The organism is Nannocystis exedens, assembly GCF_002343915.1.
Classification (GTDB): domain Bacteria; phylum Myxococcota_A; class Polyangia; order Nannocystales; family Nannocystaceae; genus Nannocystis; species Nannocystis exedens.
The window spans coordinates 1,197,947-1,224,136 of sequence record NZ_NETK01000001.1; the positions used below are offsets into that span (position 1 = coordinate 1,197,947).

Annotated in this window: 20 protein-coding genes; 13 read left to right on the forward strand and 7 right to left on the reverse strand. The window is 72.8% G+C overall.

What is annotated here, in order from left to right; all coding sequences use genetic code 11:
* Positions 1-110: 110 nt before the first annotated feature.
* The 5 genes from NAEX_RS04635 to NAEX_RS04655 all read left to right on the forward strand — a co-directional run bounded on the left by NAEX_RS04635 (position 111) and on the right by NAEX_RS04655 (position 3,881).
* Complete coding sequence (locus NAEX_RS04635; RefSeq protein WP_170135455.1) at positions 111-1,274, forward strand: pyridoxal phosphate-dependent aminotransferase; 1,164 nt, start codon at positions 111-113, stop codon at positions 1,272-1,274.
* A complete protein-coding gene (locus NAEX_RS04640) occupies positions 1,271-1,921 on the forward strand; it encodes an O-methyltransferase (protein WP_096326313.1) in 651 nt (216 codons plus the stop codon). The genes NAEX_RS04635 and NAEX_RS04640 overlap by 4 nt, the downstream gene beginning before the upstream one ends.
* 66 nt (positions 1,922-1,987) lie before the next feature.
* Positions 1,988-2,842 (forward strand): hypothetical protein, encoded by an 855-nt coding sequence (locus NAEX_RS04645; protein WP_096326314.1) that lies wholly within the window; start codon positions 1,988-1,990, stop codon positions 2,840-2,842.
* 4 nt (positions 2,843-2,846) lie between these two features.
* Positions 2,847-3,245 carry a hypothetical protein gene (locus NAEX_RS49595; RefSeq protein ID WP_096326315.1) on the forward strand — a complete coding sequence of 133 codons (399 nt, stop codon included), beginning with the start codon at positions 2,847-2,849 and terminating at the stop codon, positions 3,243-3,245.
* Positions 3,246-3,332: 87 nt separating this feature from the next.
* Positions 3,333-3,881: a GNAT family N-acetyltransferase gene (locus tag NAEX_RS04655; protein ID WP_170135456.1), complete on the forward strand. Its 549-nt coding sequence runs from the start codon at positions 3,333-3,335 to the stop codon at positions 3,879-3,881.
* 30 nt (positions 3,882-3,911) lie between these two features.
* Here the strand turns inward: NAEX_RS04655 and NAEX_RS04660 are convergent, their stop codons facing one another.
* Together NAEX_RS04660 and NAEX_RS04665 are read right to left on the reverse strand one after the other, a co-directional pair.
* Positions 3,912-5,063, reverse strand: coding sequence for a hypothetical protein (locus NAEX_RS04660; protein ID WP_096326317.1), 1,152 nt, complete (start codon positions 5,061-5,063; stop codon positions 3,912-3,914).
* Positions 5,060-5,596, reverse strand: coding sequence for a hypothetical protein (locus NAEX_RS04665; protein WP_096326318.1), 537 nt, complete (start codon positions 5,594-5,596; stop codon positions 5,060-5,062). The genes NAEX_RS04660 and NAEX_RS04665 overlap by 4 nt, the downstream gene beginning before the upstream one ends.
* 787 nt (positions 5,597-6,383) lie before the next feature.
* On the opposite strand from NAEX_RS04665, the gene NAEX_RS04670 reads away from it, so the two are divergent.
* Positions 6,384-7,940 carry a DEAD/DEAH box helicase family protein gene (locus NAEX_RS04670; protein ID WP_096333518.1) on the forward strand — a complete coding sequence of 519 codons (1,557 nt, stop codon included), beginning with the start codon at positions 6,384-6,386 and terminating at the stop codon, positions 7,938-7,940.
* Entirely contained in the window at positions 7,934-9,139 is a 1,206-nt protein-coding gene (locus NAEX_RS04675) for a DUF790 family protein (protein WP_096326319.1), read from the forward strand. The genes NAEX_RS04670 and NAEX_RS04675 overlap by 7 nt, the downstream gene beginning before the upstream one ends.
* Positions 9,140-9,652: 513 nt before the next feature.
* On the opposite strand, the gene NAEX_RS04680 is transcribed toward NAEX_RS04675, so the two are convergent.
* Positions 9,653-10,123 (reverse strand): MarR family winged helix-turn-helix transcriptional regulator, encoded by a 471-nt coding sequence (locus NAEX_RS04680; RefSeq protein WP_096326320.1) that lies wholly within the window; start codon positions 10,121-10,123, stop codon positions 9,653-9,655.
* Between the two features lie 191 nt (positions 10,124-10,314).
* On the opposite strand from NAEX_RS04680, the gene NAEX_RS04685 reads away from it, so the two are divergent.
* Together NAEX_RS04685 and NAEX_RS04690 are read left to right on the forward strand one after the other, a co-directional pair.
* Positions 10,315-12,456: a DUF4215 domain-containing protein gene (locus tag NAEX_RS04685; protein WP_096326321.1), complete on the forward strand. Its 2,142-nt coding sequence runs from the start codon at positions 10,315-10,317 to the stop codon at positions 12,454-12,456.
* On the forward strand, positions 12,453-13,526 hold the full coding sequence (locus tag NAEX_RS04690) for an MXAN_2562 family outer membrane beta-barrel protein (RefSeq protein ID WP_096326322.1): 1,074 nt from the start codon (positions 12,453-12,455) through the stop codon (positions 13,524-13,526). Before NAEX_RS04685 ends, NAEX_RS04690 begins: the two co-directional genes overlap by 4 nt.
* Positions 13,527-13,797: 271 nt before the next feature.
* Here the strand turns inward: NAEX_RS04690 and NAEX_RS04695 are convergent, their stop codons facing one another.
* Together NAEX_RS04695 and fdhF are read right to left on the reverse strand one after the other, a co-directional pair.
* Entirely contained in the window at positions 13,798-14,331 is a 534-nt protein-coding gene (locus NAEX_RS04695) for a hypothetical protein (RefSeq protein ID WP_096326323.1), read from the reverse strand.
* Position 14,332: 1 nt separating this feature from the next.
* The gene (fdhF, locus tag NAEX_RS04700; protein ID WP_096326324.1) at positions 14,333-17,233 is read right to left on the reverse strand and encodes a formate dehydrogenase subunit alpha; all 2,901 of its coding nucleotides are present in this window, start codon (positions 17,231-17,233) and stop codon (positions 14,333-14,335) included.
* Positions 17,234-17,345: 112 nt separating this feature from the next.
* On the opposite strand from fdhF, the gene rd reads away from it, so the two are divergent.
* The 3 genes from rd to NAEX_RS04715 all read left to right on the forward strand — a co-directional run bounded on the left by rd (position 17,346) and on the right by NAEX_RS04715 (position 19,561).
* Positions 17,346-17,519 carry a rubredoxin gene (gene rd / locus NAEX_RS04705; RefSeq protein ID WP_096333519.1) on the forward strand — a complete coding sequence of 58 codons (174 nt, stop codon included), beginning with the start codon at positions 17,346-17,348 and terminating at the stop codon, positions 17,517-17,519.
* A 317-nt stretch (positions 17,520-17,836) separates the two neighbouring features.
* Positions 17,837-18,253, forward strand: coding sequence for a response regulator (locus tag NAEX_RS49600; RefSeq protein ID WP_170135457.1), 417 nt, complete (start codon positions 17,837-17,839; stop codon positions 18,251-18,253).
* A gap of 234 nt (positions 18,254-18,487) precedes the next feature.
* Positions 18,488-19,561, forward strand: a complete 1,074-nt coding sequence (locus NAEX_RS04715) for a hypothetical protein (protein ID WP_096326326.1) — start codon at positions 18,488-18,490, stop codon at positions 19,559-19,561.
* Here the strand turns inward: NAEX_RS04715 and NAEX_RS04720 are convergent.
* Positions 19,540-20,880 (reverse strand): NTP/NDP exchange transporter, encoded by a 1,341-nt coding sequence (locus NAEX_RS04720; RefSeq protein ID WP_096326327.1) that lies wholly within the window; start codon positions 20,878-20,880, stop codon positions 19,540-19,542. The two genes, NAEX_RS04715 and NAEX_RS04720, sit on opposite strands and share 22 nt — an antisense overlap.
* A gap of 130 nt (positions 20,881-21,010) precedes the next feature.
* Between NAEX_RS04720 and NAEX_RS04725 the strand changes: the two genes are divergently transcribed.
* Entirely contained in the window at positions 21,011-22,216 is a 1,206-nt protein-coding gene (locus tag NAEX_RS04725; RefSeq protein ID WP_096326328.1) for an NAD-dependent epimerase/dehydratase family protein, read from the forward strand.
* Positions 22,217-22,331: 115 nt separating this feature from the next.
* Here the strand turns inward: NAEX_RS04725 and NAEX_RS04730 are convergent, their stop codons facing one another.
* A complete protein-coding gene (locus NAEX_RS04730; protein WP_143825517.1) occupies positions 22,332-25,985 on the reverse strand; it encodes a M36 family metallopeptidase in 3,654 nt (1,217 codons plus the stop codon).
* Between the last annotated feature and the right edge of the window lie 205 nt (positions 25,986-26,190).

The window sequence follows — 26,190 nt, forward strand, 5'->3', positions numbered from 1 at the left end:
GCCGCGCGACTTCGCCGACCGCGATCGCTTCCACCCGCGGCCGCGACGACGCTCGCCCTTCGTCGCCCCGGGTCTTGCCCTCGTGGTCGCGCCCGCGGCATGTTTCGCCCGTGTTCTCGCGCCGCACCGCCTGGCCGCCCGCCGACGAGCCGCCGCTCGTCGCGGGCCCCGGCGTCCTCGACCTCACGGTCTCCAACCCGACCGTCGTCGGCCTCCGCCACCCACCTGACCTTTGGGCCAGCCTCGGAGATCCAAGCAGCGCCGCCTACGACCCCGACCCGCTCGGCCTCCCGCAGGCGCGCGCCGCCGTCGCCGACTACTACCGCGCCCGCGTCCCCGGCCTCGACCTCGACCTCGGCGACATCTGCCTGCTGGCCGGCACCAGCGAGGCTTACGCCCACCTCCTGGCGATCCTCTGCGACCCCGGCGACGTCGTCCTCGTCCCCCAGCCCGGCTACCCGCTGCTGCCGATGATCGCCGACCTCGCCCACGTCGAGCTGCGGCCCTATCCGCTCCTGTACGACGGGACCTGGTCGATCGACCAGGCGGCCCTCGCCGCCGCCGTCGGCCCGCGGACCCGCGCGATCGTCCTCGTCGCCCCCAACAACCCGACCGGCAACTACCTCGCCCCCGACGAGCTCGCCGCCGTCGACGGCCTCGCCGCCGCGCGCGGCCTCGCCGTGCTCGTCGACGAGGTCTTCTTCGACTATCCCATCGGCCATGTCCCCCAGGACAGCCCGATCGCGGGCCCGCGGCAGGCCCTCACCTTCGTCCTGTCCGGCCTGTCGAAGGTCGCCGCCCTGCCGCAGCTCAAGCTCGCCTGGGCCGTCGCGCGCGGCCCGGGGCCGCTCGTGCGCGAGGCCATGCGCCGGCTCGAGCTCGTCGCCGACACCTACCTCAGCGCCGCCACCCCCGTGCAGCGGGCCGCCGCCGACCTCCTCGCCGCCGCGCCGGCCCTGCAGGCGGCGATCCGCGCCCGCGTCCGCGCCAACCTCGACCGGCTGCGCCGCGCCTGCGTCGGCACCTCGCTGAGCCTCCTCGACGTCGAGGCCGGCTGGACCGCGCTCGTCCGGCTGCCGCACCTGTTCGACGACGGCGGCCGCGGGTGGGCGCGCGAACTGCTGCACGCCGGCGTCCTGACCCAGCCCGGCGAGCTCTACGAGCTGCCCCCGGCCCACCTCGCGCTGTCCCTCATCACCCCCGAGCCCGAGTTCGCGGACGGCCTCGAACGCGTCACGGAGCGCGTCGCGCACGTGCTAGCCTCCGGCCCATGATCCCGCTGATCGGCCCCGACCTCGCCGCCTACGTCGACGCCCACACCACCGCCGAGTCGCCGCTGTTGGCCCGCCTGCGCGCCGAGACCCAGGCGAGCCTCGCCGCGCCGCAGATGCAGGTCGGCCACGTCGAGGGCGCGCTCCTGCGGATCCTCGTCGCCATCAGCCGGGCCCGCGACGTGCTCGAGATCGGCACCTACAGCGGCTACTCCGGCCTCGCCATGGCCAGCGCCCTGCCGGACGACGGCAAGCTCGTCACCTGCGACATCGACCCCGTCGCCACCGCCGTCGCCCGCCGCTACTTCGCCGAGTCGGGCCACGGCCACAAGATCGACCTCCGCCTCGCGCCCGCGCTCGACACCATCGCCGAGCTGGCCGCCGAGGGCCGCCGCTTCGACCTCGTCTTCATCGACGCCGACAAGCACAACTACGTCAACTACTGGAACGCCGCGCTCCCGCTGGTCCCCGTCGGCGGCCTCGTCGTCGCCGACAACACCCTGTGGAGCGGCAAGGTCGTCGCCCCCAAGGACGACAAGGACCGCGCCATCGTCGCCTTCAACAGCCACGTCGCCGCCGACCCGCGCGTCGAGCACGTCCTCCTCTCGGTCCGCGACGGCATCATGCTCGCCCGCAAGCTGCGCGATTAGCCATGTCCTCCGGGACATCTCTCCCCGCCGCCGCCCGCCCCTCTCTTTCGACCTGACTTGAACGCCATGTCCCAAGCGCCATCCACATGGTTCGCCGCCGATCCGGGCAAGGCCTGGACCGAGCGGTTCATCCTGCTCTACAGCCCGATCTGGATCGCCCTGGTCGCCTGGGCCCTGCTCAGCCGGGCCGTGCTCGCCTGGGACGACCCGACCTTCATCGGCTTCGGCCTGCTCGTCGGCCTGCCGCCGGTGCTGGTCCCGGCGCTGCTGCACGCCCGGCACCCGGACCTGCGCGGCACGCCGTGGTACGACAGCTACTGGTTCAAGTTCAACGCCTGGATCTTCCTGTTCGTCTTCGTCGGCACGTACTTCCTGACCCACTACTTCTTCGACGTGCTGGGCATGCGCTACGCCTTCCCGACCGAGTGGAACGGCGGCGCCGCGCTGGTCGGCCGCTCGCGCGGCGAGATCCCGCTGTTCATGTACCCGCTGACGCAGGCCTACTTCGTGACCTACCACGTCGTCATGCTGGTCTGCATCCGCCGCGTCCGCGGCCTGCTCGGCCTCGCCGAACCTGGCGCCGAGGACAGGTCCCCGCGGGCGACCCGGTTCGTCCGCCGGCTCGCGCTCGCCTGCGTCGTGTTCGGCCTGGCCTACGCCGTCTCGTTCGCCGAGACCTGGTTCATGGCCAGCGACGCGATCAGCGACTACTTCCGCTACGTCGACAAGGCGCGGATGCTCAAGTACGGCTCGCTGTTCTACGCCTGCTACTTCCTCGTCAGCCTGCCGCTGCTCGAGCGCCTCGACCCCGCCGGAGAGCGCACCCCGCTCGGCCAGGCCGTCCTCTCGAGCCTCGCCGCCGGCATGCTGGTGTTCTTCATCCTCGACCTGCTGACCTGGGTCATCGGCCCGATCGTGTAGCGCCATGGACGAGCCGACCCCCGACCTCCAGGCCCCGGACCTGTGGCTCGTCCTCGACGACGTCCACCCGTCCCTGGGCCAGCGCGGCCTCGGCCCCGGCTCGCGCTGGCCCATCCCGCCCGGCAGCCGGCTCACGGTCGGCGTGCGCGCCGTCGACCACATCCAGCTCCCGCGCCCTCGCGACGCCCTGCTCGGCGGCCAGACCGCCTACGTCCTGGTCCGCCGCGACGACGACCGCGTCGAGGTCCAGCACACCGGCCACATCGGCCACTTCCGCCTCGGCGGCCGGATCCTCAACAACACCGTCCACCCGCCGCCGGCCCTCGCCCCCGGCGAGGCCGTCGACCTCCTCACCGTCGACGGCGAGCTCGCCCTCCGCCTGCGCCTCCAGGCCGGGACCTGACCGCGACCTGCTCGATCGGGCATGTCTCTCGAGCCAGCTTCGAGGGGACATGCATTTCAGAACATGTCCCCAAGTAATGCTCCCCCCGTGACGTTACGTCCCCTCCGGTGGCCCGCCGACGCCGCGCCGCTCCAGGCGTTCGACGCGTCCTACCGCGCCTCGACGATCTTCGTCCCCGAGCTCGTCGGCCTGAGCGTGAGCCTGCGCGAGACCCACCGGAGCGTCCCCTTCACCAAGACCTATCCCGCCGAGACCCTCGTGGAAGCCGCCGCGACCGCGCCGTTCGCCGTCGTCGCCGAATCGGCGAGCGGCACGCTCGAGGGCTTCACCGCCGTACACCTGCGAGAGTGGAACCGCAGCGCCGAGCTGAGCGCGCTGTTCGTCGCGCCGGCCAGCCGCGGCCGCGGTCTCGGCCGGGCTCTGCTCGCCGCCGCCCTCGAGTTCGCCCGCGGCGCCCGCGTGCGCTGCCTGGGGCTGGAGACGCAAAACACCAACGCCCCCGCGATCCGCTTCTACCGGCGCGCCGGCTTCCGCTTCTGCGGCGCCCACACCGCGCTGTACGACCCCGCCACGGTCGCGCCGGAAGAGATCGCAGTGTTCTTCACCTACCCCCTCGACGCTCCGCCCTGCGAATGACGCGAGGCCGTCGCCCACGCGACGCTCGCCTCAGAACCGCAGCGCCCCGCCGACGAACTCCCACGCCGCCGACCGCCGTCCCCGGCGGTGCTGCAGCGCGTCGGCCACCAGCCCGCCCGCGGCCGTGGCGGCCAGCCCCAGGCCCGCGCCGATCAGCCCGAAGCCGGTCGTGTACAGCACCTCGCCGCGCTCGACCGCCTCGCCGACCCACGCCTCCGCCGCGTTGACGGTGACGAAGTAGGTCGTGCCGTAAGCCAGCGTCGCCACGCCCGCCCCGGCCACCGCGCCGCCGGCGATCGCCTCGGCCGTCCAGATCCGCCGGCGCAGCGCCTCGTCCCGCGCCAGCCCCGTCAGCCCCGCGACCAGCACGCCCGCGCCGAGCCCGAGCGCCGCCGCCCCGCCGCCGCCCCGCTCGGTCCAGATCGCCATCGGCCGCCGACAGCCGGCCACGCTCGCGCCTGTCCCGCAGGACATGTCTTTTAAAACACTCTCGCTGCCCCGCAGGCTGATCGCCGTGACCACCGCCCCGCCGACGATCCCCGCCCCGCCGACCAGCGGCGCCGCGATCGCCCACGACCGCCGCCGCCGCCGCTCGTCCGGAGCCACCGCGACCGCGCGCGGCGTCCGCGTCATGTCGGCGGCCAGCGTCGTCACCTGTCCCTTCGCGCTGGTCACCTCGAGCCGGGCCTCGGCGAAGCCCGGCCGCGTGATGCTCACCACCCAGCGCCCCGGGTCCAGCACCAGCGTCGCCGCGCCGCCCTCGAGCAGCTCGTCCCAGCGCGCCCGCAAGGTCAGCGCCTCGCCGTCGCCGTCGCGCGTCGCCGTCACCGTCAGCGGCTCGTCGGGCGCCACCGTCGGGTCGACCGCCAGGTGCACCGTCCCCGACTCGCGGGCCGCCGACGCCACCACCAGCTCGGCCACGTTGCGCGCGGTCCGATCCTGCGCTGTCCGCAAGGCCAGGTACCGCCGCGCCGCCAGCCGCGCGTGCGCCATCCGCCCGGCCTGCAGCCACGCCTGGCTGGCCAGGAGCAGCCCCTGCGGGTGCCCGCCCGCGCGGAAGCAGGCCTCGCCGCGCCGCGCCGCGCCCTCGACCTGCCCGTGCGCCAGCGCCTCCCCGGCCGCGCGCACGCAGTCGGGGGCGGGCACCAGGGCCATCCACAACGCCGCGCCGACGATGCTCACTGGATCTCCAGCCGCAGCGGCACGGTCAGCTGCGCCTGCGGCCCCGGCAAAAACCGCGACTTCTCGAGCTCCGCCGCCACGCAGGCCCTCGCGCTCGCCGGCACCGCCCCGTCGCCGCCGCGCACGCTCGCGCGCACGACCTCGCCGTCGCTCGCCACCACCACGCTGCCGGTCAGCGCCGTGCGCCGGCCGACCCCGATCGTGACATGCCCCAAAAGACAGGCCAAGAGCCGCGGCTCGCCCATCAGCGCCCGCGCCTGCGCGGCGATCTTGCGCCGTCGCTCCGCCGCCTCGCCGTCGGCCTGGGCCACCGGCACCCACAGCGACTCGCCGCCGCTCGCAGCCTGCGCCGGCTCGCCGACGACGGGCGAGCCCGACCCATCCACCTCGGCCGCGCCGCGCCACTCGACCCCGCCCGCGCTCGCACCCGCAGCCGCGCGCCGCTCGACCCCGCCGGGGTTCACGCCAGCGCTCGCCGCCCCGCGCCACTCGACCCCGCCCACGCTCGCACCCGCGCCCTCGCCGGGGTTCACGCCAGCGCTCGCCGCCCCGCGCCATTCGACTTCGCCGGACCCCGCGCGCGCGGCTCCACCCGGCGCGACGCCGCCAGCAGTCGCGCCCCACTCGCCGCCTCCTGCGCCCGGACCCCTGGCGCCCGCGCCGGCTGCAGCGTCCCCGGCATGTACACCCGCTTCATCTCCGGCGTCCGCGGCATTCGCCCCGCCGCTCGCCCCCGCAGCCCCCCCGGCTCGCGGACCCGCGACCTCGGCGCTCGCCCCTTCGCCGTCGCGCTTCGACCCATCTGTCTCTTTCGACATGCGCGAAACAACATAAACCATCGCACATGTCCCGACGAACATGGCCCCGAGGACCAGCGCCAGCGCGCGCCGGGCCGGCGTCCCGCTCGCCCGCGAGCCGGCCCGCGCCATCGCGGCCGAGAACCCGGGCGCGCGGCCCTGGGTCGTCGACCCGGCCGCGCGCGGCGCCTCGCGGATCGTCGACAGCCCCGCGTCGCTGTCGCCGGCCGCGATCGCCGGCGCCTGCGCGTCCATCTCTTTGCGCCGGGGCTCGTCGTGCGCCGCCTCGACGCGCCCCGCCCCGGGCCCCCGCGTCGCTCCTGCGTCCGCGCCGCGGCCCGCGTCGCCGCCGTGGGCCCGGCGCTCCGCTCGCCGCGTCTCGTCGCCTCGGCGCGTCCACTCGCCGGTCGTGCCGGCCGTGCTGTCTCGCCGCTCGGGCATCGCGCCGATGATACACGCCTGGCAAGCGGGGCGCGCGCAGGCGCGCATCGCGGCATTTGCTGCTACCCTGCGCGCCGCGACGATGCCCGTCGAGCTCCACTTCGATCACGGCACGCTCGTCGTCCTCGGCGTCCCCGAGGGCGACGCGCGGCTGGCTGCGCTCGTGAGCTTCGACCGGCGGACCGGCACGCACCGCGCACCGGCGCACCGTTACCGCGCGATCGTCTCGCATCTTCACAACGCCCACATTCCTTACGTCGACAAAGCTCGCACCTACGATCGTCTCGATCTCGCGCTGTCGGGCCCGCTCGAGCCGTTCCCGCACCAGCGCGACGCCCTGGCCGCGTGGCGGGCGGCCGGCGGCGTCGGGGTGGTCGAGCTGCCCACGGGCGCGGGCAAGACGATCCTCGCCGTCCTCGCCATCGTCCACACCGGGCGACCCGCGCTGATCGTCGTGCCCACCATCGACCTCATGCTGCAGTGGCAGCAGGTGCTGGGACACTGGCTGCAGCGACCGATCGGCCTGCTCGGCGGCGGCAACAGCGAGGCCCGCGAGATCACCGTCACCACCTACGACTCGGCCGCCGCCCAGACCGAGTTCCACGGCAACCGCCACGGCCTCCTCGTGTGCGACGAGTGCCATCACCTGCCCGCGCCGGCCTACCGCTTCATCGCCCAGGGCTGCCTCGCCCCGTTCCGGCTCGGCCTCACCGCCACCTTCGAGCGCCCCGACGGCCTCCACAACGTCGCCGCCGAGCTGCTCGGGCCCGTGTGTTACCGGGCCAACATCGACGAGCTCGAGGGCGACTACCTCGCGCCGTACGAGGTCAAGTCGCTGGCGGTCGCCCTGACCGAGGAGGAGCAGGGCCGCTACGACGAGGCGCGCGCGCTCTACATCGACTTCCTGCGCGGCAGCGGCGTCAGCCTCGACCGCCCGGGCGGGTGGGCCCAGTTCATCGCCGTCTGTCACCGCAGCGAGGAGGGCCGGCAGGCGTTCGCCGCCTACCGCGAGCAGAAGCGGATCGCCTTCACCGCCCAGGCCAAGATCGAGGCCCTGTGGCGCCTGCTCCTGCGTCACCGCCGCGACCGGATCCTCGTGTTCACCGAGGACAACGACACCGTCCACCGCCTGTCGCGGCTGTTCCTCCTGCCGGTCATCACCCACCAGACCCCGCCCAAGGAGCGCGTCTCGCTGCTGGCGCAGTTCGCCTCCGGCGCGCTGCCGGTGCTGCTCACCTCCAAGGTCCTCAACGAGGGCGTCGACGTGCCCGACGCCAACGTCGGCGTGATCCTGTCCGGCAGCGGCTCGGTCCGCGAGCACGTCCAGCGCCTCGGGCGCATCTTGCGCAAAAAGGAGGGCAAGCGGGCGATCCTCTACGAGCTGTGCACGGCCGTCGCCGCCGAGCACGGCGTCAGCGAGCGCCGCCGCCAGCACCGCGCCTACCAGAAGGAGCCGCAGCCCCGCCGCGGCCCCGCCGCGCTCCGTCCAGGTCCGATCGACCAGGTCCCGGGCGACATGCCCGATCGGGCAGGCTCCTCAAGCCATGTCCCGAGCGACATGTCCGAAGCGCCCGCCTCGCGCCAGCGACACCCGCAGGACCGCGCCGACCTCCCGACCCCCGCCGAGGGCGAATGCTGACCCGCGACCTCCTCGTCTACCGCCGGGTCAAGGGCGTGCGCCTGCGCCCGACCTTCATCGACCCCGACGACGACGACCACATCGCCACGGCGGGCGCGCTGATCGAGCTCCTCACCCACGGCGCCGGCGAGCCGCGCGGGGCGATCGACGAGGCCGCCGACGCCATCTGCGGCGAGGCGCGCAAGGTCAAGGTCGCCCGCGGCCTCTACAAGCTGCTCACCGACCGCTGCGAGTGGGACGACCCCGGCGACACCGCCATGGCGCTGCGCGCGGCCGCCTTCGCCCGCAGCGCGGCGGTCCTGCGCGACCTGTCCGAAGAGTCATCCCTGTCCGACTACCTCGCCGCCGTCGCCGCCGGCCTGCCGCGGCCGCTCGCCGACGTGCGGGCCCACCTCTACGACGACCTCGCCGAGCACCGGCGCCTCTTGTCGGCCAAGCTGCCGACCCCGGCCGCCCTGCTGGCCCGCTACAACCTCGCGCTGGCGCAGGGCCTCGTGCTCTACGCCGGCAGCCTCGACCTCCGGGCGCCGAGCCCCGGTCCGCTCGAGCTGCGCAAGCTGCTGCGCTGGCTCCGCTTCTCCCGCCTGGTCGCCGACGTGCGCCGCGACGGCGACGGCTGGCACCTGCGGATCGAGGGCCCGGCCGCGCAGCTCGACATGCAGAAGAAGTACGGCCTGCAGCTCGCCACCTTCCTCGGCGCCGTCCCCGTGCTCGGCAAGTTCACCGTCGAGGCCGACATCGACCTCCCGCGCCAGCCTCGCGCCCGGCTCTACCTCGACCACAAAGATCCGCTCAAGGCGCTCGACGACGGCCCGCTCGGCCACATCCCGCCGGAGATCGAGCTCGGCATGGCGAGCCTCGGCGACGCCCGCTGGACCCTCGACCCGATGCCCGAGCTGCGCCACGTCGGCGCCGCCGGCATGTGCGTGCCCGACTTCGCCCTCCGCGACGCCGCCACCGGCAAGAGCGTCGCCGTCGAGCTGTTCCACCGCTGGCACCGCCACGCCCTCCTGCGCCGCCTCGACGAGCTCGCCGCCCGCCCCGACCCGCACTTCCTGGTCGGCGTCGACCTCAGCCTCGCCAAGGACGAGGCCCTCGCCGCCCGCCTCGCCGCCGCCCCGCAGGTCTTCACGTTCAATAAGTTCCCGACCTGGAAGCGCCTGCAGCCGCTGCTCGAGCCGATCGGCAGCCTGCTCTGAAGGCCAGGTCGGAATGAGGTGCCCCCAGGGACATGTCCCCTGGACCAGCCCGCGCCGGCCCGCAAGCACCCGCCCGCGGCCTGTCGCCGACGCATCCCGCTCGACATGTCCGATCGGACATGTCACTTCTGGTCCGCACGGACGAGCCCACGCGGGCCGCCCCAGCCCACGCTCGCTCCTGGCTCCGCATCCGCCGCGCTCCGCTCTCACTTGCCCGATCGGTCATCCCGGACCGCCCCGAGCCCGCGGCTCGCTCCTGGCTCCGCATTCGCGACGCCTCCTCGCCTGCCCGATCGGCCAGCTAGAACGCCCCCGAGCCCACGGCTCGCTCCTGGCTCCGCATCCGCGGCGTCCCGCGCTCACCTGCCCGATCGGCCAGCTCGGACCGCCCCGAGCCCGCGGCTCGTTCCTGGCTCGGCGTCCGCGACGCCCTGCCCTCACCTGCCCGATCGGCCAGCTCGGACCGCCCGAGCCCGTGGCTCGCTCCGGGCTTCGCGGCTCGCGCAGTCGCGCTCACTCTTGCGAGTCGAGGTTGTCGCGCACCATCTCGGTCGTGCGGGCGATCGCCTCGATCTCCTGGGGCGAGAACCCGGCGAACGCGCGGTCGAGCAGCGCGTTCGACACCTCGAGCAGCTTCGGCAGGGCCGCGTAGGCGCGGCGGGTCGGCCGTACCAGGATGGCGCGGCTGTCGGCGGGGTCGGACGTGCGCTCGACCCAGCCCACGCCTTCGAGCGCGCGGACGAAGCGGCCGACCGTCACCTCCGACAGGCCCATCAGGCTCGCCAGCTGGCGGGCGGTCAGCGGCGCGCGCTCTTGAAACAGGTGGATGAGCACGCCGAGCTGCGCCGGCGTCACGTCCTGGAGCCCCGACTCGACCAGCAGGTCGGCGACCTTGCGCTCGAGCTCGCGGTGGATCCGCGAGAGGTTGAGGTACGCCTCGCTCTGCAGCCGCCGCAGGCGCAGCTCGGACCCGGTCGTCGCCATCGCCCGCGCTTTCTACCAGAGCCGCGGCGCCGCAGGCTGCGCGTCCGATCGTCATCGCCGGCGCGCGCCAGCTGACAAAATGTCACGCGCGCGCTGCTGTCCGCGTGTGGCAAGCCGCGCCGCGCCAAACTCCCGCGAGGTCTTCGCCTGTGGCATCCTGGTTGCACAGCCGTCGAGCGCTGCCACCGCCCATGCGTACGCACGACCTCTCGCGTCCTGCCGCCCTCTTCCTCGCCGGCCTGTGCGCCCTCGGGCCGCTCACCGCCTCCGCCCAGACCCCGCCCTCCGGCGGCACCGGCGGCATGGGCGGCTCGGGGGCCAAGTTCCCCCCGGCCGACGCGTTCACGATCCAGTACTGGCTCCTCAACGAGAAGGGCGACTTTCTCCGACCGCTGACGGAGAAGTACTTCAATCAGTTCCTCAACCGGGCCCGCTGCCAGTGCGGGCAGCAGGTCGGCGTCATCATCCGTCTCAAGAAGACGATGGCGGCCTACGACACTGGCCAGCAGCTCCAGAGCTTCGTCGGCTCGCAGTGCTCAATGGCCGAGACGTCGCTCGCCGGCCAGTTCCGCCGCTGCGCCCAGTTCAGCGCCGAGCTGGTGCCCACCTATCAGATGGGCATCACCACCACGTTCCACCCGATCTGGCTGGGCTTCGGCGTCAATCCCGACACTCCGTCGCGCCTTCCCAGCGAGGCGACCACCGCGGGCAAGTGCGAGTCCAACGTCACCGGCGAGGCCGGCGTGTGGATGTGCGCGCCCAACATGAACAACACGCAGAACTGCCAGGCCGACGAGTTCTTCATTCAGGGCTCGCAGAACATCAACCTCCCGAGCAAGACGGGCGGCCTCAAGTACGACTTTCAGCCGCCGCTGCTGAAGATCGACAACTTCAAGGCCGAGCCCGGCGACGGCGCCGTCGTCCTCAGCTGGCAGGCCGGCTCGGGCGACGTCAACGGCTTTCGTGTGTTGTGCGAGGAAGCGGCGACCGGCCAACCGGTCCCCGGTCTTTCGAAGACCGCGCCCGACCCGTACGCCATCCCGAACGGTCAGTTCTTCTACACCAAGGACAACCTCTGCCCGGACGGCCCCTTCAGCACGTTCAACTCCGGCGAGGACAACCCGCTCGGCACCACCAGCGACGGTGACGACACAGGAACCGACACCGACACCGGTGGCACCGATACGCTCGGCGACACTGGCGGTGACACCGGCGGCACCGTCGAGAACACCGAGTGCGGCAACGAGATCATCGAAGCCGGCGAGGAGTGCGACGACGGCGAGGCCAACGCCGACGATGGCGCCTGCAGCACCGACTGCAAGCGAAGCAGCTGCGGCGACGGCCGGGTCGAGGCAGGCGTCGAGGAGTGCGACGACGGCAACGACGAGGACGGCGACGCTTGCACAAACGCGTGCAAGATGGCGACGTGCGGCGACGGCAGCCTGTGGGTCGGCATGGAGCTCTGCGACATGGGCGACCTCAACGTCTCCGACGGCGAGTCGCCCTGCAACGCGGTCTGCCAGACCGTCGACTGCGGGCTTCTGGGCACCTGCCCGCAGTGCGGCAACGGGAACGAGACGGACGATCTCGGGGTTCCCGAGGAGGATCGGTGCGATCAGGGCGCGCTGAACTCGAATCACGCCTTCTGCAAGAGCGACTGCAGCAGGAATGAATGCGGCGACGGGTTCGTGCTCAGCGACCCGCCGGACGGCGTCCTCCCGGAGGAGTGCGACGACGGCGAGAACGGCGACAACACCGACGCCTGCACCGAGGGTTGCCTGCGCGCCTACTGCGGCGACGGCTTCGTGTGGGACGGAGTCGAGCAGTGCGACGACGGCAACGACGTCGACACCGACGAATGCACGAACACCTGCCGCCTGCCTGCCTGCGGCGACAGCATCGTCCAGGCCGGCGAAGACTGCGACCTCGGCATCAACAACAGCGACACATCGAGCTGCAGCCCCGACTGCAAGTTCACCGCCAGCGCCGGCATGTTGAGCCTCGACTGGCGGTACGTGTGCAGCGACCACATCCCATTCAGCACCAAGAGCTACCGGATTCGGGGCCTCGAGAACGGCAAGGAGTACAACTTCATGCTCGTCCCGTACGACTTGATCGGGAACCCCGCGCCGGTCGCCACGATCGCGCGGGGCATCCCGGTCGAGACCTACGACCTGTGGGAGCAGTGCGAGGCCGACGGCGGCATCTGCGGCGCCTCCGGCTATTGCAACGTCAGCGACGACTCGAGCGGCGGCCTGGCCCTGTTCACCGCCCTCGCAGCGTTCGGCATCGGCGGCCTCGGCGTCGCCAACCGGAGAAGGAACCGCGCGTGATCGCCCTCGCCTTGACCCTCCTGGCCGCGCCCGCGCCGGCCGACATGACGATCACGGGTGACGCCGGCCAGGCCCCGCCGCCGACCGACCCCGCCACCGTCCCGCCTGCGTCACCTGGCCCGGAGGCCAGCCCGCCCGCCGGCGCCACGACCACCACCCAGACCCGCCAGGGCGATCTGTTCGGCCCGCCCTACGGCTCGCGCGTCGGAGAGAAGCGCGAGGGCGAGGTGTGGCGGCCGATCGAGGGCCCGACCTACGAGAAGCAGCCGGTCCCGAGCGAATCGGCGGTCACCGGCCAGAGCAACCCCGACCTCACCGACAGCCTGAAGAAGAAGCAGGCTCCCCCGACCGGCGAGAGCAAGCAGCGGTTCGCGCTCGAGGTCAAGATGGGCACCTACTTGCCCGACGTCGACCGCAACTGGAGCGGCGAGGGCTTCGGCCCCTACGCCAAGATCTTCGGCGAGACCGACAACGACGGCGTCACCATCGGCCAGCCGAAGAAGAGCATCTACGGCGGCCTCGCCTTCGAGTGGCAGATCACCAAGAAGCTGGCCGGCCCGATCGGCATCGGCGTGCAGTGGACCATGGCCCGCGACAAGGCCCAGGCCCCGCTGGCCGAGCCGCCGGACGAGGGCTACACCCGCAGCCGCGCCGACACGGTCCGCTTCACCGTCATGCCGATCGCCCTGCAGGCGGTCTACCGCTTCGAGCTGCTGGCCGACAAGGTCCGCTGGGCCCCGTTCGTCCCCTACGCCAAGGCCGGCCTCGCCTACGCCTTCTGGTGGACCAAGAACGGCAACGGCAACATCGCCGTGCTCAAGGACGGCGACAACAAGGTCGTCGACCGCGGCCGCGGCGGCGTGTGGGGCTACCAGATCAACCTCGGCATGATGCTGCGGCTCGACTTCCTCGACCCCGGCACCGCCCGCACCTTCGACCGGATCTCCGGCATCAACCACACCTACCTGTTCGGCGAGTGGCAGCTGACCCGCCTGTCCAACTTCGGCCGCAAGGACAGCATGAACCTCGGCGACAGCACCTGGATGGTCGGCCTGGCCGCGGAGTTCTGAGGCACCTGCGCCTCAGGGCATGCTCGATGGGACATGGCGCCTGGAGCATGTCCCGACGGACATGCCTTCAAAGACTGTCGACGCCGCGCGCCGACCGACTCTCCCGGGCCGCTCGGTCGAGCGGTCATCACAGCGAATCGCGGACCGGTGTCATCGAAGCGACCGCGTCGACGGCTCATCGCCGCAATCCACACATGCTCCTCAGGACATGTGCGACCGCCCCGCTGCCCACCGACCTGCCCCGAGGGACACTGTCGGCACCGCGCCGCGCTCACCGATACACGTGCCCCTGCCCCTGCAGCGCGTTCTCGATGCGCGTCAGCTCGCGCAGGATCGCCTCGATGCGCTGGTCCATCGGCGGGCGCCCCGGCGCCTTCACGTGGGCCCGCTCGAACGCCCCGTTCTCCGCCTCCATCGCCCCGCGGATCGCCCCCACCCCGGCGCCGAGCGCCTCGAGCTCCTGGCGCTCGTGCGGCTGCAGCCCGTCGATCATCGCCAGGTACAGCCCGACCTCGCGGCTCGCGTCGAGCAGGACCGCGTCGAACGCCTCGATGTCTTCGTCGGTGCGGGTCAGGTCGGTGGCCAGGTGGTCGCGCACCGCCTGCAGCGGCGACTCGAGCCAGATCCGCAGCGTCCGCGTCTCGCGGGCCACGCGGGCCAGCGTCTCGCTGAGGTGGGCCAGCTGCAGCGGCTTCTCCTGGCCCGACTCGAGGTAGCGGCGGGCCGCCTCGTCGGCGCGGCGCAGACGGACGAACCCGTAGCCGACCACCAGCACCGTCACGGCGGCGATGAACAGCGTCTCCATCTCACTCGGCGGCGCCGCCCGTGTCGGCGAGGTTGGAGGCGCGCAGCTTCTCGACGCGCACGGCGCTGAACTTGAACTCGGGGATCTTGCCGAACGGATCGAGGGCGTCGGAGGTGAGGACGTTGGCCGCCGCCTCGCGCCAGCAGAACGGGATGAAGATCGAGCCGGCCCCCGGCGCCTCGCTGGCGCGGACCTTGAGCGTGATGCTGCCGCGCCGGCTCGTCACCGCGATCTCGTCGCCCTCGAGCAGGCCGAGCGCCGCCATGTCGCCCGGTCGCATGTCGGCGTACGGCTCGCTCTCGATCGCCTCGAGCGCCGAGGCCCGCCGCGTCATCGTCCCGGTGTGCCAGTGCTCGAGCAGGCGCCCGGTCGTCAGCACGAACGGGAACTCCGGGCTCGGCAGCTCGTTCGGCGGCGCGAACTCGGCCGGCACGAACTTGCCGCGGCCGCTCGGGAAGTCCTGCTCGAACAGCACCACCTGCCCGTCCTCGTGGACCGGGTCCTTGCACGGCCACAGCTTGCCTTCGAGCCCGAGGGTCTCGTAGGACAGGCCGCGGTAGCTCTCGGTCAGCGCGGCGAACTCGGCGAACACGTCCTCGATGCGGGTGAACTCGAAGCCGGGCACGCCCATGCGCCTGGCGATCTCGCACATGATGTCCCAGTCGAGCCGCGCCGCGCCGGGCAGCTTCAGCACGGGCCGGCCGATCTGCACCCGCCGGTCGGTGTTGGTGTACGTGCCCGTCTTCTCGAAGAAGCTCGACGCCGGCAGGACCACGTCGGCGAACTCCGCCGTCTCGGTCAGGAAGATGTCCTGCACCACCAGGAAGTCGAGCGCCGCCAACGCCTTGCGCACCTTCTCGGTGTTGGGGTCGCTGACGAACGGGTTCTCGCCCTGCACGTACATCCCGCGGACGTCCTTCTGCAGCGCCGCGTGCATGATCTCGACTACCGTCAGCCCCGGCTTCGGGTCGAGCTTCGTGCCCCACGCCGCCTCGAAGCGCTCGCGGATCGCCGGGTCCTTCACCGACTGATAGTCGGGGAACACCATCGGGATGAGCCCCGCGTCGCTCGCTCCTTGCACGTTGTTCTGCCCGCGCAGCGGGTGCAGGCCGGTGCCCGGGCGGCCGACCTGGCCCGTCAGCAAGACCAGCGAGATCAGGCAGCGCGCGTTGTCGGTGCCGTGGACGTGCTGGCTGACGCCCATGCCCCAGAAGCAGATCGCCGCGCGCGCCGAGCCCCACGTCACCGCGACGTCGACGATCTCCTGCTCCGCGAGCCCGCACAGCTGCGCCGCCACCTTCGGCGGGTAGTGCTCGACCGTCGCCTTCAGCCGCTCGAAGCCCTCGGTGCGCTCGGCGACGAACTGCCGATCGTAGAGCCCGCGGCGGATGATCTCGTGCAGCACCCCGTTGAAGAACGCGACGTCGGTGCCGGGACGGATCCGCACGTAGCGGTGGGCGAAGTCGGCGAGCTGCGGCCGGTGCGGGTCGATCACCAGCAGCTTGCAGCCGCGCTTGGCCGCCTGCTTGAAGAACGTCGCCGCCACCGGGTGGTTGCTGGTCGCGTTGGTGCCGACCAGCATCGCGACGTCGCTGTTCTCGATGTCGCGGAAGGTCGTCGACACCGCGCCCGAGCCGATCGTCTCCATCAGCGCCGCCACCGACGACGCGTGGCACAGGCGCGTGCAGTGGTCGACGTTGTTGGTGCCGAAGCCGACGCGGACCAGCTTCTGGAACAGGTACGCCTCCTCGTTGCTGCCCTTGGCCGAGCCGAAGCCGGCCAGCGCCGACGAGCCGTGGCGCTCGCGGATCTCGAGCAGCCGCCGCGCCACCAGGTCGAGCGCCTCGTCCCAGCTCGCCTCGCGGAAGTGCGGCATCACCTCCGCGTAGTCGACCAGCCCGCCCGGGCGCCTCCCCTCCTTGACCCGCAGCGCGCTCGACAGCGGCCCCTTCGGGTAGCTGCCCTCGCGCCGGATCAGCGGCTGCGTCAGCCGCTGCGAGTGCGTCGCGTAGTCGAAGCCGTAGCGGCCCTTGACGCACAGGCGGCGGTCGGACACGCGGCTGTCCCGGCCGTCGATCCACACCACCTTGTTGTTCGCCTCGTCGACGTGGGCGGTCACGCTGCAGCCGACCCCGCAGTACGGGCACAGCGTCGGCACCTGCGTCAGCGCGGCCGGCGGCGGCGGGACCACGGGCGCCGGCTCCGGCGCGGGCGCCAGCGGCAGCGGCCGGCGGCGCTTCGGCGCCAGCGGCTTGTTGACCAGCGCGTCGGTCGGGCACGCGTCCATGCACTCGCCGCACGACACGCACGACGAGCTGCCCATCGGCAGGTCGAGGTCGAACGCGATCTTGGCCCGGTAGCCCTTGCCCGAGCGCGTGATCACCTCGTTGCTCTGCAGCTCGTCGCACGCGCGCACGCAGCGGTCGCACAGGATGCAGGCCTGGTGGTCGACCCCGATCACCGGCGACGACGGGTCCTGCGGCCGACCTGTCCCTCGGGGCAGGCCGAGCAGATCGCCGGCCGCGCCCGCGCCCACGAGCCCGTAGCGCTCTCCGAGCGCGACCAGGTCGCTGCCCTCGGGGCGCTGCTGCGACGGCGCCTGCGGCTGGTCGGCCAGCAGCAGCGCCGTGAGCATCTTGCGGTGGGCGTCGATCGCCGGCCCGCTGGCGGTGACCTTCATGCCCGGCTCGCACGGGCGCACGCAGCTGGCCGCGAGCACGCGGCCGCCGACGTCGACCACGCACATGCGGCACACGCCGACCGGGCGGTAGCGCGGGTCGTGGCACAGCACGGGGATCTCGATCCCGGCGGCGCGCGCGGCCTCCCAGATCGTCGATCCGGCGGGCGCGCGCACGACGACGCCGTCGATGGTGAGTTCGACCTCGGGCGGAGCCGCGGACATCGTCTCTGCATCATAGCGCCGAAGATCGGCGGCCGTGACCGCCCCCGCCCGTCATCACGCGGGCCGCGCCGTGCTTTCGGCCACATCGCGACCGGTGTACGCTCGGGTCACCGTGGCCAACGCCAAGAGATACCGCTGCCTCGTCTGCGAGCACATCTACGACCCCCGCGAGGGCGATCCCGGCACCGGCATCGCCCCCGGGACGGCGTTCGAGGACATCCCCGACGACTGGTACTGCCCCGACTGCGGCGCCACCAAGGCCGACTTCGAGCCCATCGAGGACTGAAGCCCAGGCCAAGCCGACGCCCCGCCACCTGGCCCTTGGGACCTGTCCGGATGAGCTCGCCGGTGGTCGCGGGCGCGGCCGTCGTCACGCCGTTCGGGCCGGTCCGGGGGCGCCTCTCGATCGCCGCGCGCGGCGAGCCGAGCGCCGCCTGCGCGGCCGCGCGCGGCGGCATGGGTCCACACAGCCCCAGCCGTCGCAGACGGCCGCAGTTCGCCCGTCTGCAGCCGTTTCGCGGCGGGCTCCGAGACCCCAACGTGGCGCACTGCGCTCCGAGTTTGCTCTGGACGGGGAACCGTAAACCCTGCACCCTGGAGGGCGTGACGACACGTGCTCCACGGGTCTTGGTTGTTGAGGACGACGCGGCGACGGCCAGGGTGGTCAAGGGCGCGCTGACCGAGGCCGGGTTCGTCGTCGAGACCCTGGACAAGGGCTTCCTGCTGGTCGCCGTCGTCATGCGGTTCCAGCCCGACATGGTGGTGCTCGACCTCAACCTCCCGGACATGCGGGGCGACACGGCCATGAAGATGGTCCGGCGCGCCACCAACGTCGGCGGCAAGACCCTCCCGGTCGTCATCCTCAGCGGCATGCCGATCGAGCAGCTGATGGAGATCCAGGGCCACCTGGGCGCCGTGGGCTGCATCCAGAAGCCGGCCTCGCTCGACACCATCGTCGACCGCCTGTGCCAGCTCCTCTCGTGGCCGCGCAAGGATCGCAAGCCCGAGGCCGCCTCCTGACCGGCCGGCCGGCTGACAGGACCGCCGGGACATGTCCGTTCCGACATGTCTCGAAGATCTACCCGATGCGGCGCGATGACGGCCGCACGCGCCCCCTGGGACGGACCGTCCGCGTCCGGCGCGTCGAGGCCGCGGTCGACCTGTCCGCAAGGCCATCTCGGCCGCGCCCCTGACCGCGCGGGCGCACGTCGACGCGGCGCCTCGCGCCGGGCGGCTGCGCTAGCATCGGCGGCGATGTCGGTCCGCCGCTGCGCCCTCGCGTTCGCCGTCTTGCCGCTGCTCCCCGGCTGCTTCAAGGACGACGGCGCCGCGCTGACCCAGACCGCGGGCTCGCTCGAACCGAGCACCTCGACCGGCGCCGACCCGAGCACGACCACCACCGGGGCGCTCGACTCGACCACCACGAGCGGCGGCAGCGAGTCCGCCGCCGCCACCGGCGAGCCCGTCACGACCGGCACCACCGCCGCCCCGCTGTGCCCGGGCGAGATGCAGTGCACGCCGGACGAGGTCATGGACACCGGGGCGCTGTGCGACCCGTGCGGCCGCCTGCGTCGCACCTGCCAGGCCGACTGCACCTGGGGCCCCGACGAGTGCGTCGAGGACGCGAGCTCGTGCGCCTACTGGTACCTCGACGACCCCCGGCTCGGCTGGCAGCGCGTCGCCCTGCCCCAGCCGCCGCCCCGCCACGCGCCCGCGGCCCCGGCGATCGCGGCCTTCGACCTCCGCGCCCACGACCGGATCGTCGTCCTGACGGAGACCACCTACCACGTGCTGCAGGGCAGCGATCAGACCTGGCTCGCCTCGGGCCCCCGGAGCGACGTGTTCCCCGACCTGCCGTTCTCGCTGCTGCAGTCGTACGCCGTCCACAACGCCGAGTTCGACACCTACGACGTCTACGCCGTCGGCGACCCGCTGGCGTGGATCTACACCCTGGCGATCCAGCCAGACGGCTTCACGAGCCAGTACGCGCTCGAGGGTCCGTGCTGCAGCTCGTTCACCCCGCTCGTCAGCCCCGGCTCGCCCGCGGCCGTGCGCGACCTCTACGTCGACCTCGACGCCCCGTTCCCGTACGTCAGCGGCGAGTTCTACGCCACCTGCATCGAGGAGTTCGCCCTGCTCGGCAGCTACGCCGCCTGGCTGACGCCGACCGACGTCTACGTGCAGGACGTCGCCCTGTGCTTCCAGATGGTCGCGCAGAGCTCGCTCGCCGCGTTCGCCCCGTTCGCCGCCCCCGGGGCCCCGCCGGGCGAGCGGCTCGGCGGCGCCGCGATGCTCGGCGAGCGCCTCTACGTGTTCGCCGGCGACTGACCTGCCCCTTCGGACCTGCCCTCTTCGCCCTGTTCGTTCGTACCTGTGCGTTCGAGCCTGCGCGAAAGGACAGTCCACGGCAGGCACAGCGCCGCCGCCACCGCGCACAGCCCGGACGTCGCCAGCCCGAGCGCCCCGAGCCCGCTGTACAGCCAGCCCGCCGCGACGTCGCCGCCGCGGTACAGCGCGGTGTCGATCAGGTGCTTGGCCTTGTACTTGGCCTCGCGCCCGGCCTGGGTGAACAGCACCTCGCGGGCCGGCTTGGCCAGCGAGAAGTCGGCCGCGCGGCGCAGCACCTGGAACCCGATCAGCACCGCCAGCACCGGCGAGGCCGCCAGCACCGCGAAGCCGACCAGCGAGATCAGGGGCAAGAGCGCCAGCGTCCAGCCGACCCCGAGCCTGGGGATGATGCGCCCGACCGCCAGCCCCTGCAGGGCCACGCTGATCGCGTTGACGACGAAGTCGGCCTTGGCGAACAGCGCCGTGCGCTCGCCCGGGTCGGCGATCGCCGCCTTGACGATCCGCGCCTGCTCGAAGTAGGCAAACGTCGCCGTGGTCGTGAGCAGCACGATCCACAGCGAGATCCCGCGCAGCCGCGGCGAGCGGGCGATCAGCCCGAACGCCGCCAGCGCCCCGCCGCCGATCGGCCGGGCGTCCATCGACATGGCCTTTTGCACATGTTCTTCGGAACCTGTACGAAACGACCGCATCAGCCCGCGCGCGCACGCGATGGCGCCCTCGAGGAACAGCGCCGCCAGCAGCACCAGCGCCGGCGCGCCGAGGTGGGGCACCAGCGCGGCCGTCAGCAGCGGGCCCAGCAGCGCGCCGGCGCTGCCGCCGGCCGCGACCAGGCCGAACAGGCGCTCGCCCTGCTCGCGGCGCCACAGATCGGCCATCAGCTCCCAGAACACCGACACGACCAGCAGGTTGTAGACGGCCGCCCACACGAAGAAGCTGCGGCCCGTCCACACCAGCACCGCCCCGTCGGCGAGCGCGAACAGGGCGACGAAGCCGAGCAGCACCAGCGCGCAGAAGCGGTACACCAGCGGCACGATCGTGCGCCGGCCGAACCGCGCGACCACCCACGAGTAGACCGGCACCGCCGCCAGCATCACCACGAAGGTCGCGGAGAACAGCCACGGCAGCCCGTCGACCCCGCCGGCCGCCCCCATCTCGTCGCGCAGCGGCCTCAGGATGTAGAAGGAGCACAGCGCGCAGAACAAAAGCCCCGCCGACCACAGCGCCCCCGGCAACTCCTCGCGCCGCAGCGGCGCGATCGCCCGCGCCGCTCGCCACACCCGACCCTCGTCTTCTGCCATTCGCCGCGATTGTAGAAGGACACCCGCGCCGCGGGGCCGCGCCTGCAGCCGCGCGCCCGAACACCGCCTCACATCGACGCGGCGAAACCCCGCCGCGGGCCCGCGGGTCGTACCACCCACCGAGCCCTGCATGAGCCTCGCACGCCGCCGCTTCCTCCGCCTCGCCAGCGCCGCCCTCGCCCTCGCCGCATGTCGCCGGTCGGGCGAACAGACCGCCGCGCCCACCGCCTCGAACGGGACCCCGCCGCCCGCCGATCCGCCGCTGCGCCCCGAGCCGGTGCTGCTCGGCGGACAGGGGCAGAAGATCCTGATCCTCGGCGGCACCGCCTTCCTCGGCCCCGAGCTGGTCGAGGCGGCGCAGCGCCGCGGTCACTCCGTCACCCTGTTCAACCGCGGCAAGACGCGCCCCGAGATGTTCCCCAACGTCGAGAAGCTCCGCGGCGACCGCGACGGCGACCTCAAGGCGCTCGAGGGCCGCACGTGGGACACCGTGATCGACACCTCCGGCTACGTCCCGCGGATCGTCAAGGCCTCGGCCGAGCTGCTGGCGCCGAACGTCCGCCAGTACGTGTTCGTGTCGACGATCTCGGTCTACGCCGACACCAGCCAGGTCGGCATCGACGAGACCTCGCCGGTCGCCGTCGCCCCCGATCCGAAGACCGAGGACGTCCCGGCCCACTACGGCGCGCTCAAGGCCCTGTGTGAGCAGGCCGCCGAGGCGGCCCTGCCCGGGCGGACCACCGTCGTCCGCCCCGGCCTCATCGTCGGCCCGGGCGACGGCAGCGACCGCTTCACCTACTGGCCCGTGCGCGTGGCCGCCGGCGGCGAGGTGCTCGCGCCAGGCGACCCGTCGAACCCGGTGCAGTTCATCGACGTCCGCGACCTCGCCGACTTCATCATCACCACGATCGAGGGCGGCCACGTCGGCATCTACAACGCCAACGGCACGCCGATGCCGATGGGCGACCTGCTGAACGGCACCAAGGCCGCGCTCGCCAGCAACGCCGAGTTCACGTGGGTCGACCGCCAGTTCCTGGCCGACAACAAGGTCGAGCCGTGGAGCGACCTGCCGGTGTGGATCCCGCCCGACCCCGGCTTCGAGGGCGCTCACGCGGTCCGCGTCGACCGTGCCACGGCGATCGGCCTCAAGTTCCGCCCGCTGGCCGAGACCGTGACCTCGACCGTCGCCTGGTGGAACACCCTGCCCGAGCCGCGCCGGGCCAAGATGCGCGCCGGCATCACCCGCGAGCGCGAGGCCGAGCTGCTGGCCGCCTGGCACGCCGCCCACCCGGCGCCCGGCAAGCAGCCCAAGGCCAAGAAGAAGAAGGCGGCCTGAGGCGCCGGCCGCCGCGGCGCGAGGCGCATGTCCCTCCGGGCATGTGTTTCGCGGCATGTTTGACGGAGCATGCTCTCCCGAACATGCCCCTTTCGCCATGGCCCGAGGGCCAGCCTCAGCCGGTCCGCCGCCGGCGCCGCAGCAGGCCCGCCAGGGCCAAGAGCCCCGCCGCCTGCCAGCCGCTGCCCGCGTCGGAGCGGCAGGCGCAGCCGTCGTCCTGGCCGGTCTGCGGCGACGTCGTGCCCGAGTCGGGCTCGCCGCTCGAGCTGTCGGGCGCGTCGGTCGAGCTGCTCGACGTGTCCGAGCCCTCGCTGGTGGTCGGCACCGCGCCGACGCAGTCGCCGGGATCGGCGACCCACCCGGGGAACGGGGTGTTCGTCACGCCGGAGAAGCCGATGTTGTCGATGTCCCAGCCGGGCGCGCCGGTGGCGAAGTCGGTGCCCAGGCGGAAGCGGAGCTGGATCTCCTGGCCCGCGAACGCCGTCCCGAGGTCGACCTCGACGTGGTCGAGCAGCGGGTACGACGGGCTGACGCGGACGTACGCCGGCCGGTTCGACAGCGGGTTGTCGCTGCTGGCGATCATGCCGGTGTAGCCGGGGTCGCCGAACTCGGACAGGTCGTCCCAGGTCTTGCCCTGGTCGGCGGAGATCTCGACGATCCCGCCGTCCCACGCGAGGATGTTCGCGTCCTGGTCGGCCGACGAGTCGAAGTAGTAGGCGTGGTCGAAGGAGATCTTCAGCGGCTGGTCGGCGGCGACCTGCATCGGCGGCGAGGTCAGCCAGGTGTTCGAGGTGACGTCGGCGTCGTCGGCGTGCCAGCCCTTGCCGCTCGACGCGTTGGCCGCGCGCGACCACAGGGCCTGGCCGCCGCTGCCGCCCGCGGTCCACAGCGTGTCGGCGGCCTCGACGTCGTCGACCGACGACGCGGCCGCCATCGGGTCGCCGTTGAGGACCACCGCCAGCTCGCGCACCGTCTCCTCGGTGCAGCCGCCGGGCGTGGTCATCGTGATCGTGAAGGTCACGTCCTCGACGCCGGGCAGCGCCTCGGGCAGCTCGAACGGGAACTGCAGCGACAGCGAGTCGCGCGGCGCCACCGTGTCGAGCGCCACCTTCGTCTCGCCGGCGAACGTCACGCTCGGGCTCGACGCCTTCACCTCGAGCTGCGCCCCCGCCAGGTCGCCGCCGCCGAGGTTGTCGACGTTGACGTTCAGGACCCCCGGCTCGCCGACGTCGACCACGCCGTCCTGGTCGCACGACATCGTCAGGTCGTCGACCGCCGCCGCCGCGATCACCCCGAGCGGGCGGACCTCGAAGTCCTCCATCACGCCCTCGAAGGTCACCGAGTCGCGCGTCGGCGAGACCGCGCAGGTGCCCGCCCCGCGGCGGGCGAACGCCGTCGCCGCGGCCGCGAAGTCGGTCGGGTCGGCGGCGGCGATCGCCGCCAGCAGCGCGTCGCGCTGCTCGGTGTACGTCGGCCCGACCGGCGCCATCATCATGCCGGTGACGATGTAGTCGCTCATCGCCCGCCGCACCTCGTCGAAGCTCTTGCGGCCCGAGTTCACCTTGTGCAGCGCGACGTAGACCTCCCACATCATCGTCGCCCACACCTCGCCGGCGTTGTGGACCTCGTAGTTGGGCGCGCCGAACAAATCGTTGAGCGGGTGGTCGTCGGGCAGCGGCTCGCCGGCGCCGATGTGGCGGAAGGTCAGCGCGTTCTTGGTGATGTCGACCGAGTACGGCACCCGGCGGACGCCGAAGTAGCCGGTCGGATCGAAGCTGGCGTAGACGTGGTCGGCGTAGGTGCCGTCGAGGTCCTCACCTGCGCGAAGGGACATGTGCAGCGCGAGGAAGTCGCCCCAGCCCTCGCCCTGGGCCCGGCACTGCCAGCTCACGCACTCGACCAGGCGGTTGTGGATGAAGTGGCCCCACTCGTGCGCGACCACCATGTTGTCGATCGTGCCGTCGCGCTCGGGCGGGCTGTCGCCGACCATGTGGGCGGTCAGCGGGCCGTTCATCAGCAGGGCCTTGAGCGCGTCGCCGTCGGCCTTCGACAGCCCCTGGCCCGGGATCGTCGGGTCCTCGATCGTGTAGTCGGGGCCCGGCGGGTAGGCCGGCTTGTCGGGCAGGATGTCGGGGTAGATCACGCCGACCGCCCCCGCCGCCTCGGCGAGGTTGGCCTTGAGCTCGAACTCGCAGGTGCCGCGATCGATCAGCACGATCTTGCCGGCGAGGTCGTTGAGCGGCGGCTCGCAGCCGTCGGTCGGGCTCTTGCCCATGCCGTCGTCGACCACCACCAGCTCGGCGGTGACGTCGTAGATCTTCGGCCCGAAGCCGGCCTGGCCGACGGCGAACGGCTGGCCGTCGACCGTCAGCGACAGCTCGCCCCCCAGCGCGCTGTAGAGGAACATGTGCATGTGCGGCGATTGGCCGTCCTCGAACGTCACCATGAACGCGTTGTCGCGCGAGCCGCCGAACGCGTCGTCCTGGGCCAGCGCCAGCATCGGATCGCCGCCCATCCCGCCGCGCCCGAAGTTGTCGACCTGCGCGTTGCCGGCGCCCTCGTTGAAGCCCGAGTCGTACCACCAGTCGTGCATGTAGTTGTTGACGTAGAACAGCTGCGTCACCGCGGCCATGCCCTGCTCCTGGTCGCCGATCGGCTCCTTCGTCAGGTCGTAGGCGCGGTCGAAGACGCCGGGCGCGGTGACCGTGGCGCGGAAGTCCTTGGCCCCGAGGAACTCGTCGCCCCCGTGGTTGCAGTACGCGTCGACGTTGTTGCCCTTCGTCTCGGTCGCCCCCGGCGGCAGCCACGGGTCGGCGACGCCGTCGGGGTTGGTGTTGAAGCCCTCCATCGCCACGAGCACCGGCGCCACGCCGCCGGGCGGCCCGCCCGACGGCTCGCCCAGCGGGTGCGGCGTGTAGTCCTGCAGCGGCCCGTCGAACGGGCGATGATCGCCGCCCTCGTCGGCCCACACACGGTACGAGAACGCGTCGCGCTGCTTGGCGTCGCGGCGGGCCAGCACCCGCCCGTCGTCGGCCGCGATCACGTACATGAAGGCCGTGAGCTCGCCGCCCGCGGGCGTGGCCTCGACCTCGACGCGGTGGGCCGGCACCAGCGAGCGCCCGACCGGGAAGTACACCGGCCGCACGCGCGCCGGCCGGTCGAGGCGCAGCCCGGCGGGCGCCTTGGGCAGCGTGTACGGCACCCGCCCCGCGGCGTCCGCCGCCCGGGTCGCGACCCACCTGTCCTCGGGGACATCCACGCCGAACAGGTCGCGCAGCGCCGCCGAAACGCTCGCCGGCGCGCTCACGGCCGCCGGCCGGGCGCTGCCGGCCAGCGCCGCCGGGTGGGGGCTGCCGGCGATCGCCCGCAGACGGAGGTCGCGGTCGAGCAGCACCTTGACGTCGCTGTGGATGACGTCGACGCCGGCGACCGTGGGCCGCAGGATGACCACGATCCCGCCGCGGCCGGTGTCGTGGACGTGGACCAGGCGCGCGTCGGCGAGGGCCGAGCGCGGCACCGCATAGACGTGACGCAGGCGCTCGAGGTGGTAGCGCGCGGCCTGCTCGGGCGAGGCCCCGCGCGGGGACGGGCCCGAGGCCCACACGAACGACGGCGCGCCGTCGTGGCGCGAGGCGATCACCACGTCGCTCGCGGCCTCGCCGGCGACGACCGGCGCCGTCGCCCCGGACGCATAGGCGGGCACGAGCGCGGTCGTCAGTGTCAGAAGATATCCGCAGGGGACGAAGCCTATCCTCGATCGATGGTGCATCGGCGCCGAGCTTAGCCAATCGACCTCGCATGTCGAGCCGCGCCGCGAGCCCGCGGCGCGGCGCGTGGCCGCGCGTGGGGCCTGCGACGCGCACCGACCTGTCCGTTCGTACAGATGCTGCCGGGCCCCATGCCGCCGCGGCTACATGCGCCGACCCTCACGTACGCGCGCCGCGAGGGAATCACCCGCACGGCCCGAGAGTCAC

Bases quoted from the DNA above. Each gene is read 5' to 3' on its own strand.
- NAEX_RS04675 (WP_096326319.1), top strand. From the start codon at position 7,934: ATGCTGACCCGCGACCTCCTCGTCTACCGCCGGGTCAAGGGCGTGCGC.
- NAEX_RS04640 (WP_096326313.1), top strand. From the start codon at position 1,271: ATGATCCCGCTGATCGGCCCCGACCTCGCCGCCTACGTCGACGCCCAC.
- NAEX_RS04645 (WP_096326314.1), top strand. From the start codon at position 1,988: ATGTCCCAAGCGCCATCCACATGGTTCGCCGCCGATCCGGGCAAGGCC.
- NAEX_RS04725 (WP_096326328.1), top strand. From the start codon at position 21,011: ATGAGCCTCGCACGCCGCCGCTTCCTCCGCCTCGCCAGCGCCGCCCTC.
- NAEX_RS04670 (WP_096333518.1), top strand. From the start codon at position 6,384: ATGCCCGTCGAGCTCCACTTCGATCACGGCACGCTCGTCGTCCTCGGC.
- NAEX_RS04680 (WP_096326320.1), bottom strand. From the start codon at position 10,123: ATGGCGACGACCGGGTCCGAGCTGCGCCTGCGGCGGCTGCAGAGCGAG.
- NAEX_RS04720 (WP_096326327.1), bottom strand. From the start codon at position 20,880: ATGGCAGAAGACGAGGGTCGGGTGTGGCGAGCGGCGCGGGCGATCGCG.
- NAEX_RS04715 (WP_096326326.1), top strand. From the start codon at position 18,488: ATGTCGGTCCGCCGCTGCGCCCTCGCGTTCGCCGTCTTGCCGCTGCTC.
- NAEX_RS04730 (WP_143825517.1), bottom strand. From the start codon at position 25,985: ATGCACCATCGATCGAGGATAGGCTTCGTCCCCTGCGGATATCTTCTG.
- NAEX_RS04695 (WP_096326323.1), bottom strand. From the start codon at position 14,331: ATGGAGACGCTGTTCATCGCCGCCGTGACGGTGCTGGTGGTCGGCTAC.
- NAEX_RS49595 (WP_096326315.1), top strand. From the start codon at position 2,847: ATGGACGAGCCGACCCCCGACCTCCAGGCCCCGGACCTGTGGCTCGTC.
- NAEX_RS04685 (WP_096326321.1), top strand. From the start codon at position 10,315: ATGCGTACGCACGACCTCTCGCGTCCTGCCGCCCTCTTCCTCGCCGGC.
- fdhF (WP_096326324.1), bottom strand. From the start codon at position 17,233: ATGTCCGCGGCTCCGCCCGAGGTCGAACTCACCATCGACGGCGTCGTC.